This window comes from Sediminicola arcticus (assembly GCF_040566695.1).
GTDB classification, from domain to species: domain Bacteria; phylum Bacteroidota; class Bacteroidia; order Flavobacteriales; family Flavobacteriaceae; genus Sediminicola; species Sediminicola arcticus.
In genome coordinates, this window is record NZ_JBEXAE010000003.1 from 314,586 (window position 1) to 328,719 (window position 14,134).

Consider the following 14,134-nt stretch of genomic DNA (forward strand, 5'->3'; position numbering starts at 1 on the left):
TTAAGGGATTCTTATATAATCTTTGTACCAATTACTACCGTATATAAAGTGTTGAAAAGAAATTAATAGAACCCAATCTAAAATAAAAAATAATGAAAATTAAAGTTATTTCCCTTTTAGTTTTGAGTCTGTCCTTGGCATTATCAGGATGTAGCTCAGACAACGACAAAAACAAAGAATTTGGCAGATTGTCCATTCAACTTACAGATGCCCCTTTCCCCCACGACTTAGTTGCAGAGGCCAATGTAACCGTTTTTAAAATTGAGGCCAGATCTAAAAGTGAAGGCATGGACGAAGAAAATAGTCCTTATATTTTATTAATGGAGGAAGAAATACAGGTAAATCTTTTGGACCTTACCAATGGAATCACCACAACTTTGGTAGATACAGAGGTTCCCACAGGATCTTATGATTTATTTAGGATCTTTGTTAAAGGAATAAATATTGTACTAGCAGACGGTACTGTTTACGATTTAAAAGTACCTAGTGGTGAACAGTCCGGGATTAAAGTATTTGTTGCACCCAACTTGATTGTGGATGGAGGTTTAACAGCCGACCTCTTGTTGGATTTCGATGTGAGTAGCTCTTTCGTGGCAAAAGGAAATAGAAAAGATGCGGGGGGAATAACCGGTTTTAATTTTAAGCCAGTTATTAAAGCTTCCAATCTTTCCACGGCAGGAACATTGTCCGGAAATATAACGACGCTTAATGGCGAAGAAGTAACCCCTCTAGAAGGAGCCCAAGTTTCCATTTTCGCAGAGGATGCTTTGATTACTACTACGTTTTCAGATGCAACAGGAATGTACACCCTAATGGGGCTAGAAGCTGGAACGTATACTGTTGTTATTGAACTTGAAGGTTATGTTATGCAGACTGCGGAAGATATTCCTATAGTTGCCGCCAATAAAACTACCAAAGATTTTGAACTTATAGCCCAAGAATAATAGTAAATTACATTTATAAAAAAGGCAGCAATTGACATTGCTGCCTTTTTTATTTTTTAAAGAATTAATTAAGACTACCGCACTAATTCTTTTATTTAGAGGATATTTGCATTCTTAATATTGGACGGCCAAATACAGAAGGAATACTATAATGATCAAGAACATTTTTAAAGCGAGACCTAGCACTGCTATCATAATTGTCCTAGCTTTCTTTTCTATATATGTTTTTTGGGGTAGCACTTATCTATTAAATAAGATTGCTGTTTCTGAACTTCCGCCTTTAATGTTGGCTGCTATCCGTTTTATTACCGCTGGAACACTCATTTTTAGTATTGCTAAATTGTTAGGACTGCCCTTAACCATCACAAAACCACAATTAAAAAATTGTATTATTTCCGGATTTTTATTCTTAACCTTCGGCAATGGGGTAGTGGTATGGGCATTAAAATATGTGGATAGTGGTTTTGCTGCTCTTGAAGCTTCCACACAACCCTTAATCATTTTACTCCTAATGCGATTCTTTCAAGGTAAAAAAATCAGGACTATGTCCTTTGTGGGGATCATCCTAGGTTTTATAGGGATATATTTGTTGGTAAGTCAACAACAATTGACTACTCAAGAGGGCAGTACCTTAGGTATTATAATGATCTTTGCATGTATTGTGAGTTGGAGTGTTGGTAGTCTTTTTGTAGCTCAGGCCGATTTACCGCCCAACTATTTTATCAATACAGGATATCAAATGCTTTTTGGTGGAATCATGTTGGCCATATCTAGTTTTGCAGTGGGTGAAACTTGGATCTCTCCTTTAGAATGGAGTTTTAAGGTACAGGCGTCTATTCTAGGCCTTATTTTGTTTGGAAGTATTGCTGCTTTTACATCTTTCAACTATTTATTAAAAGTGGTTTCTACAGAAAAAGTGGCTACATCAGCATATGTAAATCCTATTATCGCGATGCTTTTGGGTTGGTACTTTTTAGAAGAACAGATTACCATTCAATCCATTTTAGCGGCTGTGATTCTACTAACTGGAGTCTATTTCATTAATTCTAAGAAGAAGATTCTTATTTTTTCCAGATTTTCAGGGAGAATGGGTCGTATCTTGGATGATACCTAATGATCATTAATTCACCAGGTTAAAGTCAATAATAAAACATAATTTATTCCTAGTACGATATCATTAGAAGTTATAAGTTTCATTTCTCCACGTATCATGGGCTCGTGAATCTGAATAAAAATGGATGGTTATTTCTTAATTCTATTATAAGATTACCATTAAAAAAGTGCTTTCTGAATTTTTTTTACGAAATTTAGATTGATTTCTATTTGAAACAATATTAAATACCTATTATGAACTACTTTATTTTTATACTACAAATAGTTGTTGGCCTTAGCATATTAAATGTGTGGATCCTGCAAAAAGAAAAACCTACAAAATGGCGCGGAGGAAACGCTACTACCATTTTAGAAGAGTTTCAGGTGTATGGGTTGCCAGTTTGGATGTGTTATGTTATTGGTGCTTTAAAGGTTACACTAGCAATTGCTTTGTTGGCTGCCATTTGGTTTCCTGAATTAAAACAACCTGCTTCATTAGGTCTTGCCATACTACTGTCCGGATCTGTACTAATGCATTTTAAGATAAATGATCCCTTGATTAAATCTTTTCCAGCATTTCTCTTTTTATCAATGTGCTTAATTATTGCGTTTGTAGGGTAACAATTCTTCTTATTATTTTATGGGTTAGGTAATCTTCTTTATAATAAGATGATTGCAGTATAATGTATAGCCAGGTATAAATTAATTAAAGCGTAGATTAAAGCCGGTGCGGATTGCAGTACACTATCCCTGATCTTGATCCGAACCCTTAATCCCAAAAGCATCAATAAAAATAGCCCTGTAGATGAAATTAAACAAAGTAATGGATTAAAAAAAAATCCAAAAAGCAAGCCCACGCTTCCCATAAGCTGTAACACGCCTGTAAGCCATCGTTCTTGTTTGTTTAGTCCATAACGTATGAATTCTAGTGTCATTCTAGGAGAAAAAAAACAGCCAAAACCAAAAAACAGAAAAGAAAAGGACGAAAAAAGGGTTAAAATGGCAAGTTCATCCATAGGCTAAAAAATGCTTAAGCGTATTATTAAAATCTAATTCAAAGATAAGTTATTAGAGTCATATCCAAATTTTATAACCAATTGAAATCAAATTCCGAGAAATAAGAACCTGTTATTTCATTACCAATTCTTTATTTTTACCAAAAATTGAAATGGTAGCAAAAGGATATAAAATCAATATTGTTGGAGCAGGAATAAGCGGTCTTATAGCAGCCTTGGTTTTGGAAAAAGAAGGCTATACGGTTACTATTTATGAGGGCACTGATAGAGCAGGGGGTCGTATTAAAACAGATAATTATGACGGATACCAATTAGACCATGGATTTCAAGTACTGTTGGACGCATACCCAATGGCTAGAAAATACTTGGACTTAGAATCACTATCACTTCAAAAATTTCTACCAGGAGCTGTGATTTTTAAAGATGGGAAGAAAAAAACTTTGGGTGATCCCTTAAGGAATCTTTCTCTTTTATTTCCCACATTGATTTCGAACATCGGTAATTTTTCCGATAAGTTCAAAATCCTTAAACTAAATCTGGAATTAAAGAGAATGTCCATAGAACAGGTATTTTCTTCTAGAGAGACCAGTACGTTGACCTATCTAAAGGAAAAAGGTTTTAGTAATGACATCATTTTCTCCTTTTTTAAACCTTTTTTTAGTGGTATATTTTTAGAACCAAATTTGGAAACCTCTAGTCGAATGTTCCAATTTGTGTATAAAATGTTTGGAGAAGGATTGGCTGTATTGCCCAAATCGGGTATTGGTGCAATAACAGATCAACTGGTAGCTAGGCTAAAAAGGAGTAAGATCCATTTTAATACTCCTGTACGAAAGGTATTGGAGGGCAAACTTATTTTAGCCGATGGCCAGGAATTACAAAGTCAATATACCATCATAGCTGCTGAAGTTTCCGATTTGATACCTGATTTTAAAAAGGAATCTGTAATGTGGAAAGGCTGTGACGCCTTCTATTTTACCACTCCCAAAAGAATCATAGGGCCCCCTTTAATTGGATTGATAGCTGACAAGGCTGCCCTTATCAATAATCTATTTTACCACACAAGCCTCGAAATGGAAAACAGAGGGGAAAGAGAACTGCTATCCGTAACGGTAGTTAAACAACATCATTTAAGTGAAACCGAATTGTTGAAAAAAATTATAAGTGACCTAGAAACATATTGCGGCATCACCGAAGTTGCCTTTCTTAAAAGGTATCACATTAAAAACGCCCTCCCTCAACTTACTAATTTAAAATATTCCATTACGCCGGAACAAACCCAAATTTCTCCTACTATTTTTCTTGCGGGAGACCATAACTTGTATGGATCCTTGAATGCCGCCATGACAACAGGGGAGATGGCTGCAAAGGAGATATTTAAACATATTAATAAAGGAAGTTGAAGGGCATATATGTTGAGCTACATGCTATTTTAAAACCTTGGAAGGCCAACCCATTCACTTTCATGATCATCCTTTTTCTCAAGAATCTATTTCCCAAAAATTATTATGAATAAAAAAGCAATTTATGCCGTTGTTATTTGTGCTCTTATAGCCGGCACTAATGGTCTTTTGATAAAATATGTGACCAGCATGACCACCGGCTCTATTGCGTGGTTTCGAGCAATAATTCCTGTGTTATTTATACTACCTGTTTTAAGTAAGGGAGGCATGCTGCATTTTAAAGGGAATACTAAAAAAGTGTTGATAGCCTCTACCATAAATGCTGCCAGAATGTATTTATATTTAATAGCCTTTATTTATACTTCCATAGGAAATGCTGTGGTTTTATTTTATACCTATCCCTTATTTGTAGCAGCTATAGAAACGATCCACTTTAAGGTGAAAATGAAAAGGAGTCAAACCCTTTTCTTATTACTGGCATTTGTAGGTATAGTAATCACTTACTTAGGAAAACCTTTTAGCTTTGAATCCGATGATTTTATTGGGATGATGGCCGCTATAGGTGCTTCCATTGGCTATGCCATTACAGTGGTGATATTTAAGTCCGAAACACAAAATTATACTAAGGATCAACTTATTTTCTTTCAAAATATAGTTGGCGCATTTGTGTTTCTTCCCTTTATAGTTACCCTGCCAGAAGCTAAAATTGAGCATTTGGGAACAGGTGTTTTATACGGGTTCCTTATAGGGATTGTGGTTTTTAAACTATTCTTTTTTGGCTTAAAACATTTAACCGCGGCTACCGCAACATCTTTGATGTACCTTGAGGTTGTTAGCGCTATCTTATTGGGATATTTTATATTGGATGAGAAATTGACTTGGAATACCCTACTTGGTGGAGGGTGTATCGTAATCAGTAGCTTCTATATTTCTAGGTTAATGGGGAAGAAGTCCAAAGCCGAACAAGTAAACCCTGAAAAGATCTAAGTTTTTATTTAAACCAGGAGCATTACTCCTGAAACGAATAGCAATCCTAAGATGATCTTTTTCAAGAGTTGCTCATCCATTTTTAAATACGCTTTTTTTCCAAGAACCAGGGCCATAATAAAGAAGGGAAGGACAAATAGGGAATTATACAACTGATGTATTGTTAGAATTCCTCCAATGGCCAAAGCTGGTAACCTTACTATGGTCACCAATCCCAAAATCCCAAACATGGTAGCTCTAAATGTTTTAACATCTGGAGACGCATTCTTAACAACCATGACATATAAGGGGCCACCGGTTGAGAAAACGCCGGAAAAAAAACCTCCTAAAAACCCAAAAGTATATTCCATTTTAGAATTCCTTTTTGTCTCTTTTTGATCCCTTAAACTATTCAATACAAATAAAATAATAAAGATACCCAGCGCCTTTTTAAGGATCATTGGTTGGCCATAGGATAAAATGACTATGCCAATTATTACACCAATAACAGAAGATAAAGCCAGTTTTTTAAGAATGTCCTTATCTATATTTTTCCACTCCCGGTACACAAAAATTGGAGTTGAAATGAAATAAAAAATGGAAATATAGGAAATAGCATCTGGCAACGGCATAGCAAGTAGAAGAATGGGCAAGGCAACAAGGGCACCGGCAAACCCTATAACAGTCTGTATAAAAAATCCTAAAAAAGTACCTAAGATAAGGAGCAATAACATCGTATCCATACCGTAAAAGTAATCCAATTTAAAATCTTCGAGCAATACTTTAAATGGATATAAAAGCAATTTTCCGCAAATAAAATGTATTTTTATATTTATAACACTTTTTTAAATGGTAGATCAATTAGATCACAAAATCATCGAAATCCTAAATAAAAATTCTAGGGCGTCATTTGTAGATATTGGAAAACAAATAGGGCTCTCTCCATCTTCTATTCGGGAACGGATACAAAAGTTAGAAGAGACGGAGGTTATCTTGGGATATGGTTTAAAAATAAACCCAAAGAAATTGGGTTACAGCCTTGAGGTTTTAATTCTTTTTAAACTTTATAGTGGAAAATTGAAGCTATTTGTTGACCAATTGGATCAGTTTCCAGAAATTCAAGAAGGTTATCGGATCACAGGCGGATTTAATATTTGTATGCAGGTCCTTTTGGAAGATCAATTGCACCTACAACTGTTTATTGACCGCTTATTGCAATTTGGGGAACCAACCACCCATTTAATACTTTCCGAACTATAAGCAAGAAAAAATAAACTTAATGAGCCTATTCTTAGGAATAAAAATTTATTATAACTCCATAAAAATCACTACATTGTATATAAAATAAGGATTATGCCCATCTATATGGATCGCCATGACGTTTCGGAAACTGTGACTGCGGAGCATGTGGCGAAATTACATATTGAGGATATAAAAATAGAACACCTCTTTGGCTGCAAGGGATTAACCTATTGGTTTGATGAACATAGAAAAATGGCATTTTGTTTGATTGACGCGCCTAATAAAGAGGCCATTGAAAAAATGCATAATCATGCCCATGGTGAAATTCCGCATAAAATAATAGAAGTGGACAATATCATCGTAGAATCATTTTTGGGTCGCATCGCAGACCCCGAAAAGGCGGCAAACGAACTGTTACATTGCATAAAGAACCCTGCATTTAGGACCATTATGATCATTGGGCTAAAGCCTTTATCCCTAAAGGATGGTATCAAAGACTCAAAGAACATTCCTTTCCAAAAGCTTTACAATACCATCACCAAGGCGGTAACCGATAATGTTGGTAGTGTTGTGCGCAAGAATTCCAAGTCATTCTTAGTCTCCTTTCAATCTGTTTCAAAAGCAATCGAATGCGCCATGCATATTCAATCAAATGCCATAGCGTTTTCTAAGACCAACGTGGGCATTACCATTGGAATAGACGCAGGTGTGCCCGTTGCAGAAGCCGATGGATTTTTTGAAGCTACCATAAAATCCGCACAACGCATGTCCGATTTCGTAAAAGGAAACATTGTAGTATCGGCCGAAGTTAAATTATTGTATGAACAGGAAAATCCAAATCATACCATAGATCTATCAAAAATAAGGACTGTAAACAGTGCGGAAGAAAAACTTTTAAACCATTTGATAGATTACTTGGATCAATCATCTCAAAGAACTGATTTACATGTGGCTGCCTTCTGCACTGAATTGGGCTTAAGCAAATCGCAATTTTATCGTAAACTGATTAAAATCACCAATCAATCTCCCAACCTCTTTTTAAAAAGCTTTCGTCTTCAAAAGTCCCTACAATTATTAAAAAGCAAAAAGAGTAGCATTTCTGAAGTTGCTTTTGAAGCCGGCTTCAATAGTCCTGCTTATTTTTCAAAATGCTTCCACGAAAATTTTGGTATTCTTCCTTCTAAATACCTTCAAAAACAAACATCCTAATCTACCTTCTATAAACAATTCCTGTATTTGGTTCAATTTTGTGCTAAATTGAATCAAAAGTGGTATTCAACTGGCTTTGACCTTCTTATCTTTATATGCTAGGTATCCCCGAAGCCCTTATCAATTGGGTGTTACTTGGATTTAAATTAAAAATTGAGTCGATCCTTGTTGACCTATTTATAGTCAAATGAGTACGCGCATCCCAAAACTACTTTCAGCCTTCAATTGTAAACTATTTTAAAAATTTAAATCATGAAAAACAAACGCTTATCTTCAAATGTAGCAGCTTTATGGTTGCTTGTATTATTGCTCTACAGCGCTAGTAGTATTGGGCAACAATCCAATGAAATGGCTACTGAAATGGCTTTGGTCAAATCCCACTCAGACGACAGCCTACAATGGGGACCTTGTCCTCCATTTATGCCCGAAGGTTGCGGCATAGCTGTGTTGCACGGCGATCCAGCTAAAAATAATTTGGATATTTTTTTTAAGGTGCAAGCCAATTCAGCCATACCTAAACATTGGCATAATTCTGCCGAGCGGATGATCTTGGTTTCTGGTAAATTGTATGTTACCTACGATGGTGAGGAGGAACAAATAATCAACACAGGTTCTTATGCCTTTGGACCGGCAACTAAACCACATGTTGGAAGATGTGGTGATGAAGGTCCTTGTGTTATTTTTATTGCCTTTGAGGAGCCCTTGGATGCCTTTCCAATGGTAGTAAAACAATAACGATTTTTAGAAGGATACGTGACATTTAAAGTCATGATAAAATACAAACCATATAAAAAACAAACGCAATGGCACATACAGTAGAAGACATATTACCGTCTAAAATTGAAGAATTTAAAACCCAATTAAGGGGGGGGATTGTGTTCCCATCAGATGAAAATTACAATGAAACACGAGAAGTATATAATGCCATGATAGATAAGTATCCTGCCATGATTGTGAAGTGCGTGGATGTGGCTGACGTTATCTATTCGGTGAATTTTGCGAGGGAAAATAAACTTTTACTGGCCATCCGTGGAGGCGGCCATAATGGTGGTGGTCTAGGACTTTGCAATGACGGACTAGTCATAGACCTATCGGGCTTAAAATCAATACGGGTAAATACTACTGATAATACTGTTCGGGTTGGTGGCGGAAATCTCTGGGGGGAAGTAGATCACGCCACCCATCCATTCGGATTAGCCGTACCTGCAGGTATCATTTCAACAACTGGAGTAGGAGGCCTGACCCTTGGGGGGGGAGTGGGTTATCTATCTCGGAAATTTGGACTTACTATAGATAATCTCTTGGAAGCTGATATGGTATTGGCGAATGGATCGTTCGTTACCGTATCCCCAAAAGAGCACGAAGACCTGTTTTGGGCCATTAGAGGCGGAGGTGGGAACTTTGGGATTGTGACCTCTTTTAAATTCCAGGCCCATATGGTTAAAACTGTCATTGGAGGACCAACGCTTTGGCCCATAGAAAAAACAGAGGAAATCATGGCTTGGTATGACGAATTTATCCATAAAGCACCAGAAGATCTCAATGGTTTTATAGCAACCATGATTATCCCAGGACCACCATTTCCAGAAGCCCTTCACAACAAACAATTTTGTGGGATTGTTTGGTGTTATACAGGGCATCCTAAAAACTTTGATGAACTATTCAAGCCTGTATTGGCAAAAAATCCAATATTTCAACATGTGGGAGAAATGCCTTATCCTTCCATACAGACCTTGTTTGACGGTATGATGCCTCCAGGTCTACAATGGTATTGGAGAGCTGACTTTTTTAATAAATTAGGACCAGAAGTGAGGGCTGGCCATTTAGAATATGGTTCAAAAATACCAACACCCTTATCTCAAATGCACCTATATCCCATAAGTGGTGCTGCCAGTAGAGTTGGCAAAAAAGATACGCCATGGGCTTACAGGGATGCAAAATATGCTGGTGTTATTGTTGGTGTGGATCCAAATCCAAAAAATGCTGAAAAAATTACCAATTGGTGCAAGGATTACTGGGAAGCACTTCATCCGTATTCCTCTGGTGGAGCTTATTCCAATTTTATGATGGATGAAGGACAGGATCGCATTAAGGCCAGCTACAAGGATAATTATGATCGCTTGGTAAGGATCAAAAGGAAATATGATTCTAGTAATTTATTTAGGGTGAATCAGAATATAAAACCATAAATCTTTTAAAATCATTAAATAACCATAATAAGCGCATTGTAATTTTTACGTTATAATGTGCTTTGTTGCTTTTTGCTTCCAAAAATGATACTTTTAGAGGACGTAATTAAAAGTGCTTATGAATGATGCTATCAAAGCTCATGTGCTAAAATACATTTCCCTTACCGAGGAAGAACTAGAGACATTTGGATCGTTCTTATCGGTAGTGGAAGTTCCTAAACGGAAAAGACTAGTGGAACCGGGTTCTTATATCAAAAATGAATATTTTGTGCTAAAAGGTTGTTTAAAAGGCTACTACTTAGACGACAATGGTGATAAGCATATTATTCAATTTGCTATTGAAAATTGGTGGATCGGAGATTTTGATGCCTTTTACAACCATGTTCCATCTAAATTGCATGTGGAGGCCATAGAAGATTCAACCTTGTTGGCCATAACTTATGATGATCTTCAGCTTTTATTTGGAACCATTCCTAAATTCGAACGTTATTTTAGAATTTTAGTAACCGGTGCTTTTATATCCTTGAGAGGCCGCATTTTATCCACACTACAAAAGGCTACTAAAGAACGATATCTAGAATTCTGTAAGACCTATCCCAATATCGAACAGCGCGTCGCCAATTACGACATCGCTAATTATTTGGGAGTATCGGCAGAAAGTTTAAGTAGAATTAGGCGACAAATGGTCATATCTCAGTAATTTCTTAACATAGGTCAAGTAGACTGGGATATACAAATCATAGTTTTGTACCTAACTTAAATTGACACCATGAAAACTTTAGGATTAAAAGCAACACTTATAGCCAAACCAGAAACAGCGAAAGAAGTAGCTTCTTTCATTACAAATGCAGTTGAATTGGCAAGAAAGGAAGACAAAACCATTACCTGGTATAGTTTTCAAGTCAATGAAATCACCTTTGGCATATTCGATACCTTCGAGACTGAAGAAGGGCGCGAAGCGCATCTCAATGGAGATATAGCCAAAGCTTTAATGGCCAATGCAGAACGCCTGCTTGCCGAGCCGCCAGTAATTGAAAAAATCAACATCCTTTCCTCTAAATAGTTCGATTTCTTATGATTTCGATCATTTATTAACTTTTAAACTTTTATAAAATGAAAAATATATTATTTGTATTGACCAGTAACGACGCAATGGGATCAACTGGACATAAGACTGGATTTTGGGTAGAGGAATTCGCAGCGCCGTATTACGCATTAACAGAGGCGGGACATAATGTAACCTTGGCATCTCCAAAAGGAGGACAACCGCCCATAGATCCTAATAGTGATACCGAAGATGCGGCTACTGAAGCCACCAAAAGGTTCGGTGAGGACGAAGCAACCAAGAAAATATTAGCAAAAACCCATAAGTTAGAAACCATAGATCAAAAAGATTATGATGCTGTCTTTTATCCAGGTGGGCACGGACTATTATGGGATTTAGTTGAAAGCGAAACTTCAAAGGGTTTAATTGAATCTTTCCTTAGCCATAAAAAACCAATTGCATTTGTCTGTCATGCTCCTGCCATTTTAAAAAATATTAGTGATGAAGATGGCAACCCGCTTATAAAAGGTAAAAACGTAACAGGTTTTACAAACGGAGAAGAAGATGCGGTACAATTAACGGATGTAGTTCCTTTTCTAATAGAAGATATGATGAAAGAAAAAGGAGGGAACTATTCCAAAGTAGGAGATTGGCAGCCATATGCCCTTGAAGATGGATTGTTGATTACTGGTCAAAATCCAGCTTCTTCAGAAAAAGTGGCAGAATTATTAATGAAAAAATTAAAGTAAGAAATGAATAAGGATCAAGCATTATTACAAGCATATAGCAAAAACGGATTAGAATTAAAAAATAGGGTAATAATGGCTCCTATGACTAGAGGTAGGGCTCTTAATGATGAGAACAAACCTACTGGAGAGCTGCACGCACCATATTATGCTGAAAGGGCTTCTGCTGGTTTAATCATTACAGAAGGATCTCAAGTATCCAAAGATGCTGTAGGTTACATTAACACTCCAGGAATATATACAGATGCACATGTTGAAGGTTGGACAAAAGTGACAAAGGCTGTCCATGATAAGGGTGGAAAAATATATATACAGTTATGGCATGTGGGACGCATGTCTCACCCAGATTTTCATGAAGGCAAATTACCTTTAGCACCATCAGCTATTAATCCTAATGAAAAATCATTTACACCTGAAGGTTTTAAAGATACCGTTACCCCAAGGGCAATGACCGTAGAGGATATAAAAACAACTGTTGCCGATTTTAGGAAAGCAGCTGCCAATGCAGTAAAAGCAGGATTTGATGGTGTAGAAATTCACTCTTCAAATGGGTATTTGTTCCATCAATTTTTTAATGCCACCTCTAACCACAGAACGGATGAGTACGGTGGATCTATTGAAAATAGAGCCCGTTTCTTTTTTGATGTTTTAGATGCGGTGAAACAAGAGCTTCCAGAAAATAAAATAGGAGCAAGGTTTAATCCATCATTACATGGGTCTTTTGGTTCAACAATGGACGAAGAAACAATACCAACATTTGACTACATCATTAAAAAATTAAATGATTATAATTTAGCATATGTTCATTTATCAGAACCTTTCTCTGATGTTTCAAACATACCCTATGCGATTAGTGAAATTGCAAAACATTACCGACCTTTATATCACGGGACTTTAATGATCAACAACGGTTTTGACCAAGAAAAGGGAAATGCTGTTATTGAACGTGGAGATGCAGATTTGGTAGCTTTTGGTAAACCATATATCTCTAATCCTGATTTAGTAGAACGTTTCAAAAGGAATCATTCATTGGCAGATTGGGACCAAGATACATTCTACACAGGTGGAGCAGAAGGATATTTACATTACAAAACCATCGAAGAAGCCCAAGAAGCATAAGGAGTTACAATGTTTAATTTTAAATTTTAAAAAAGATGAAATTCAATAGAAAAGCAAATGCCCAATGGATGGGTACTGGAAAAGACGGAAAAGGAAATTTAACAACTGCAAGTGGGGTATTGGACAAAACCCAATATTCTTTTAAAACAAGATTCGAGGATGGCAAAGGCACCAATCCAGAGGAATTGGTTGGAGCGGCACATGCTGGCTGTTTTGCTATGCAACTTAGTTTTTTGTTGGGAGAGGCCGGGTTTACACCAGATTCTTTGGATGTGGAAGCCACTGTTCACTTTGAGGACGGAAGTGTTACTTCCATAACTTTGGATCTAACCGGTAAAGTTCCAGGAATTACAGCAGATAAATTTAAAGAAGTTGCCCAAAAAGCAAAAGAAGTTTGCCCTATATCAAAATTATTAAAAGCAGATATCGTTTTAAACTCAAGCTTAAACATTTAAGGCGTACTTCATATAATCATAAAAAAAAGGGAAGCGTAAATGCTTCCCTTTTTTTTATGATTATATGTCATTTTTTTGCTTCAAACACCTTTTTTTATGCTTCTTGGCGTTTAAAATTTTTAAAAAAATGTATTGTTTTTTTACTAAGGGAATACCCTCTTATAAAACCGAATTGCCCGAATATAGCGTAACTGTTACGCCTTAATCTGTTAAACGCGGTCAAAAACTTGTAGGTAGGTTATGTGCCAGTTGTCATATGAATTTTGCTACTAAAAAAATTACAGGTACACACATGTTAGATACCCCTGCAGAATTTGGTGAAATTTATTCGCAAAATATACCAAAGATAAAACATATGGAATCGGGGATTGGATAGATGCTAAATTGGTATATCTTCTTCGTACAAGTATTAAGAGGGTTGGAGACTATTCTCACGTATATGGCCAAACTAACAGCGTTTGCAGGTAAGTATATGAATGCTATCATATCCTTCTTACGGTCAGACAAACTTGGGCAACTATTTAGCTAACAATTTAGATTGTTTTTCATGTGATTCTTCTGACTTTATAACCAATGATTTCTAAGTACCAGAAAAGAGTCTAGACTACTTTTTAGGAGGAAATAAGCTCTTGAATAAAAAATGCTGATCCCCAATTTAACCCCTGATAAGGAGGCGGGATCAATTTAAGCCTATTTAATGGCTTTAAG

General features: G+C 36.4%; 16 protein-coding genes. 14 read left to right on the forward strand and 2 right to left on the reverse strand.

Features of this window, described 5'->3' with window-relative positions; all coding sequences use genetic code 11:
- Positions 1 to 92 precede the first annotated feature (92 nt).
- The 3 genes from ABXZ36_RS08115 (at position 93) to ABXZ36_RS08125 (ending at position 2,657) form a co-directional block, all read left to right on the forward strand.
- Entirely contained in the window at positions 93 to 944 is an 852-nt protein-coding gene (locus tag ABXZ36_RS08115) for a DUF4382 domain-containing protein (protein WP_354615008.1), read from the forward strand.
- A 151-nt stretch (positions 945 to 1,095) separates the two neighbouring features.
- The gene (locus tag ABXZ36_RS08120) at positions 1,096 to 2,058 is read left to right on the forward strand and encodes an EamA family transporter (protein WP_354615009.1); all 963 of its coding nucleotides are present in this window, start codon (positions 1,096 to 1,098) and stop codon (positions 2,056 to 2,058) included.
- A gap of 233 nt (positions 2,059 to 2,291) precedes the next feature.
- Complete coding sequence (locus ABXZ36_RS08125; RefSeq protein WP_354615010.1) at positions 2,292 to 2,657, forward strand: DoxX family protein; 366 nt, start codon at positions 2,292 to 2,294, stop codon at positions 2,655 to 2,657.
- 38 nt (positions 2,658 to 2,695) lie between these two features.
- On the opposite strand, the gene ABXZ36_RS08130 is transcribed toward ABXZ36_RS08125, so the two are convergent.
- Entirely contained in the window at positions 2,696 to 3,052 is a 357-nt protein-coding gene (locus tag ABXZ36_RS08130; RefSeq protein WP_354615011.1) for a DoxX family protein, read from the reverse strand.
- Positions 3,053 to 3,204: 152 nt separating this feature from the next.
- Between ABXZ36_RS08130 and ABXZ36_RS08135 the strand changes: the two genes are divergently transcribed.
- Together ABXZ36_RS08135 and ABXZ36_RS08140 are read left to right on the forward strand one after the other, a co-directional pair.
- Positions 3,205 to 4,455, forward strand: coding sequence for an NAD(P)/FAD-dependent oxidoreductase (locus tag ABXZ36_RS08135; RefSeq protein WP_354615012.1), 1,251 nt, complete (start codon positions 3,205 to 3,207; stop codon positions 4,453 to 4,455).
- A gap of 105 nt (positions 4,456 to 4,560) precedes the next feature.
- A complete protein-coding gene (locus ABXZ36_RS08140; protein WP_354615013.1) occupies positions 4,561 to 5,442 on the forward strand; it encodes a DMT family transporter in 882 nt (293 codons plus the stop codon).
- Positions 5,443 to 5,450: 8 nt separating this feature from the next.
- Here ABXZ36_RS08140 and ABXZ36_RS08145 read toward each other — a convergent pair whose 3' ends face one another.
- Positions 5,451 to 6,200, reverse strand: a complete 750-nt coding sequence (locus ABXZ36_RS08145; RefSeq protein WP_354615014.1) for a sulfite exporter TauE/SafE family protein — start codon at positions 6,198 to 6,200, stop codon at positions 5,451 to 5,453.
- Between the two features lie 70 nt (positions 6,201 to 6,270).
- On the opposite strand from ABXZ36_RS08145, the gene ABXZ36_RS08150 reads away from it, so the two are divergent.
- From ABXZ36_RS08150 to ABXZ36_RS08190, 9 genes are all read left to right on the forward strand, one after another.
- Positions 6,271 to 6,681, forward strand: coding sequence for an Lrp/AsnC family transcriptional regulator (locus ABXZ36_RS08150; RefSeq protein ID WP_354615015.1), 411 nt, complete (start codon positions 6,271 to 6,273; stop codon positions 6,679 to 6,681).
- 93 nt (positions 6,682 to 6,774) lie between these two features.
- Positions 6,775 to 7,872 carry a nickel-binding protein gene (locus ABXZ36_RS08155; protein ID WP_354615016.1) on the forward strand — a complete coding sequence of 366 codons (1,098 nt, stop codon included), beginning with the start codon at positions 6,775 to 6,777 and terminating at the stop codon, positions 7,870 to 7,872.
- Positions 7,873 to 8,124: 252 nt separating this feature from the next.
- Positions 8,125 to 8,607 (forward strand): cupin domain-containing protein, encoded by a 483-nt coding sequence (locus ABXZ36_RS08160; RefSeq protein WP_354615017.1) that lies wholly within the window; start codon positions 8,125 to 8,127, stop codon positions 8,605 to 8,607.
- A 68-nt stretch (positions 8,608 to 8,675) separates the two neighbouring features.
- The gene (locus tag ABXZ36_RS08165) at positions 8,676 to 10,061 is read left to right on the forward strand and encodes an FAD-binding oxidoreductase (protein WP_354615018.1); all 1,386 of its coding nucleotides are present in this window, start codon (positions 8,676 to 8,678) and stop codon (positions 10,059 to 10,061) included.
- Positions 10,062 to 10,179: 118 nt separating this feature from the next.
- Complete coding sequence (locus ABXZ36_RS08170) at positions 10,180 to 10,761, forward strand: Crp/Fnr family transcriptional regulator (protein ID WP_354615019.1); 582 nt, start codon at positions 10,180 to 10,182, stop codon at positions 10,759 to 10,761.
- A gap of 69 nt (positions 10,762 to 10,830) precedes the next feature.
- Complete coding sequence (locus ABXZ36_RS08175; RefSeq protein ID WP_354615020.1) at positions 10,831 to 11,124, forward strand: putative quinol monooxygenase; 294 nt, start codon at positions 10,831 to 10,833, stop codon at positions 11,122 to 11,124.
- A 50-nt stretch (positions 11,125 to 11,174) separates the two neighbouring features.
- Positions 11,175 to 11,855, forward strand: a complete 681-nt coding sequence (locus ABXZ36_RS08180) for a type 1 glutamine amidotransferase domain-containing protein (protein ID WP_354615021.1) — start codon at positions 11,175 to 11,177, stop codon at positions 11,853 to 11,855.
- Positions 11,856 to 11,858: 3 nt separating this feature from the next.
- Entirely contained in the window at positions 11,859 to 12,971 is a 1,113-nt protein-coding gene (locus tag ABXZ36_RS08185) for an alkene reductase (protein WP_354615022.1), read from the forward strand.
- A gap of 35 nt (positions 12,972 to 13,006) precedes the next feature.
- A complete protein-coding gene (locus ABXZ36_RS08190) occupies positions 13,007 to 13,426 on the forward strand; it encodes an OsmC family protein (protein WP_354615023.1) in 420 nt (139 codons plus the stop codon).
- Positions 13,427 to 14,134: the final 708 nt, after the last annotated feature.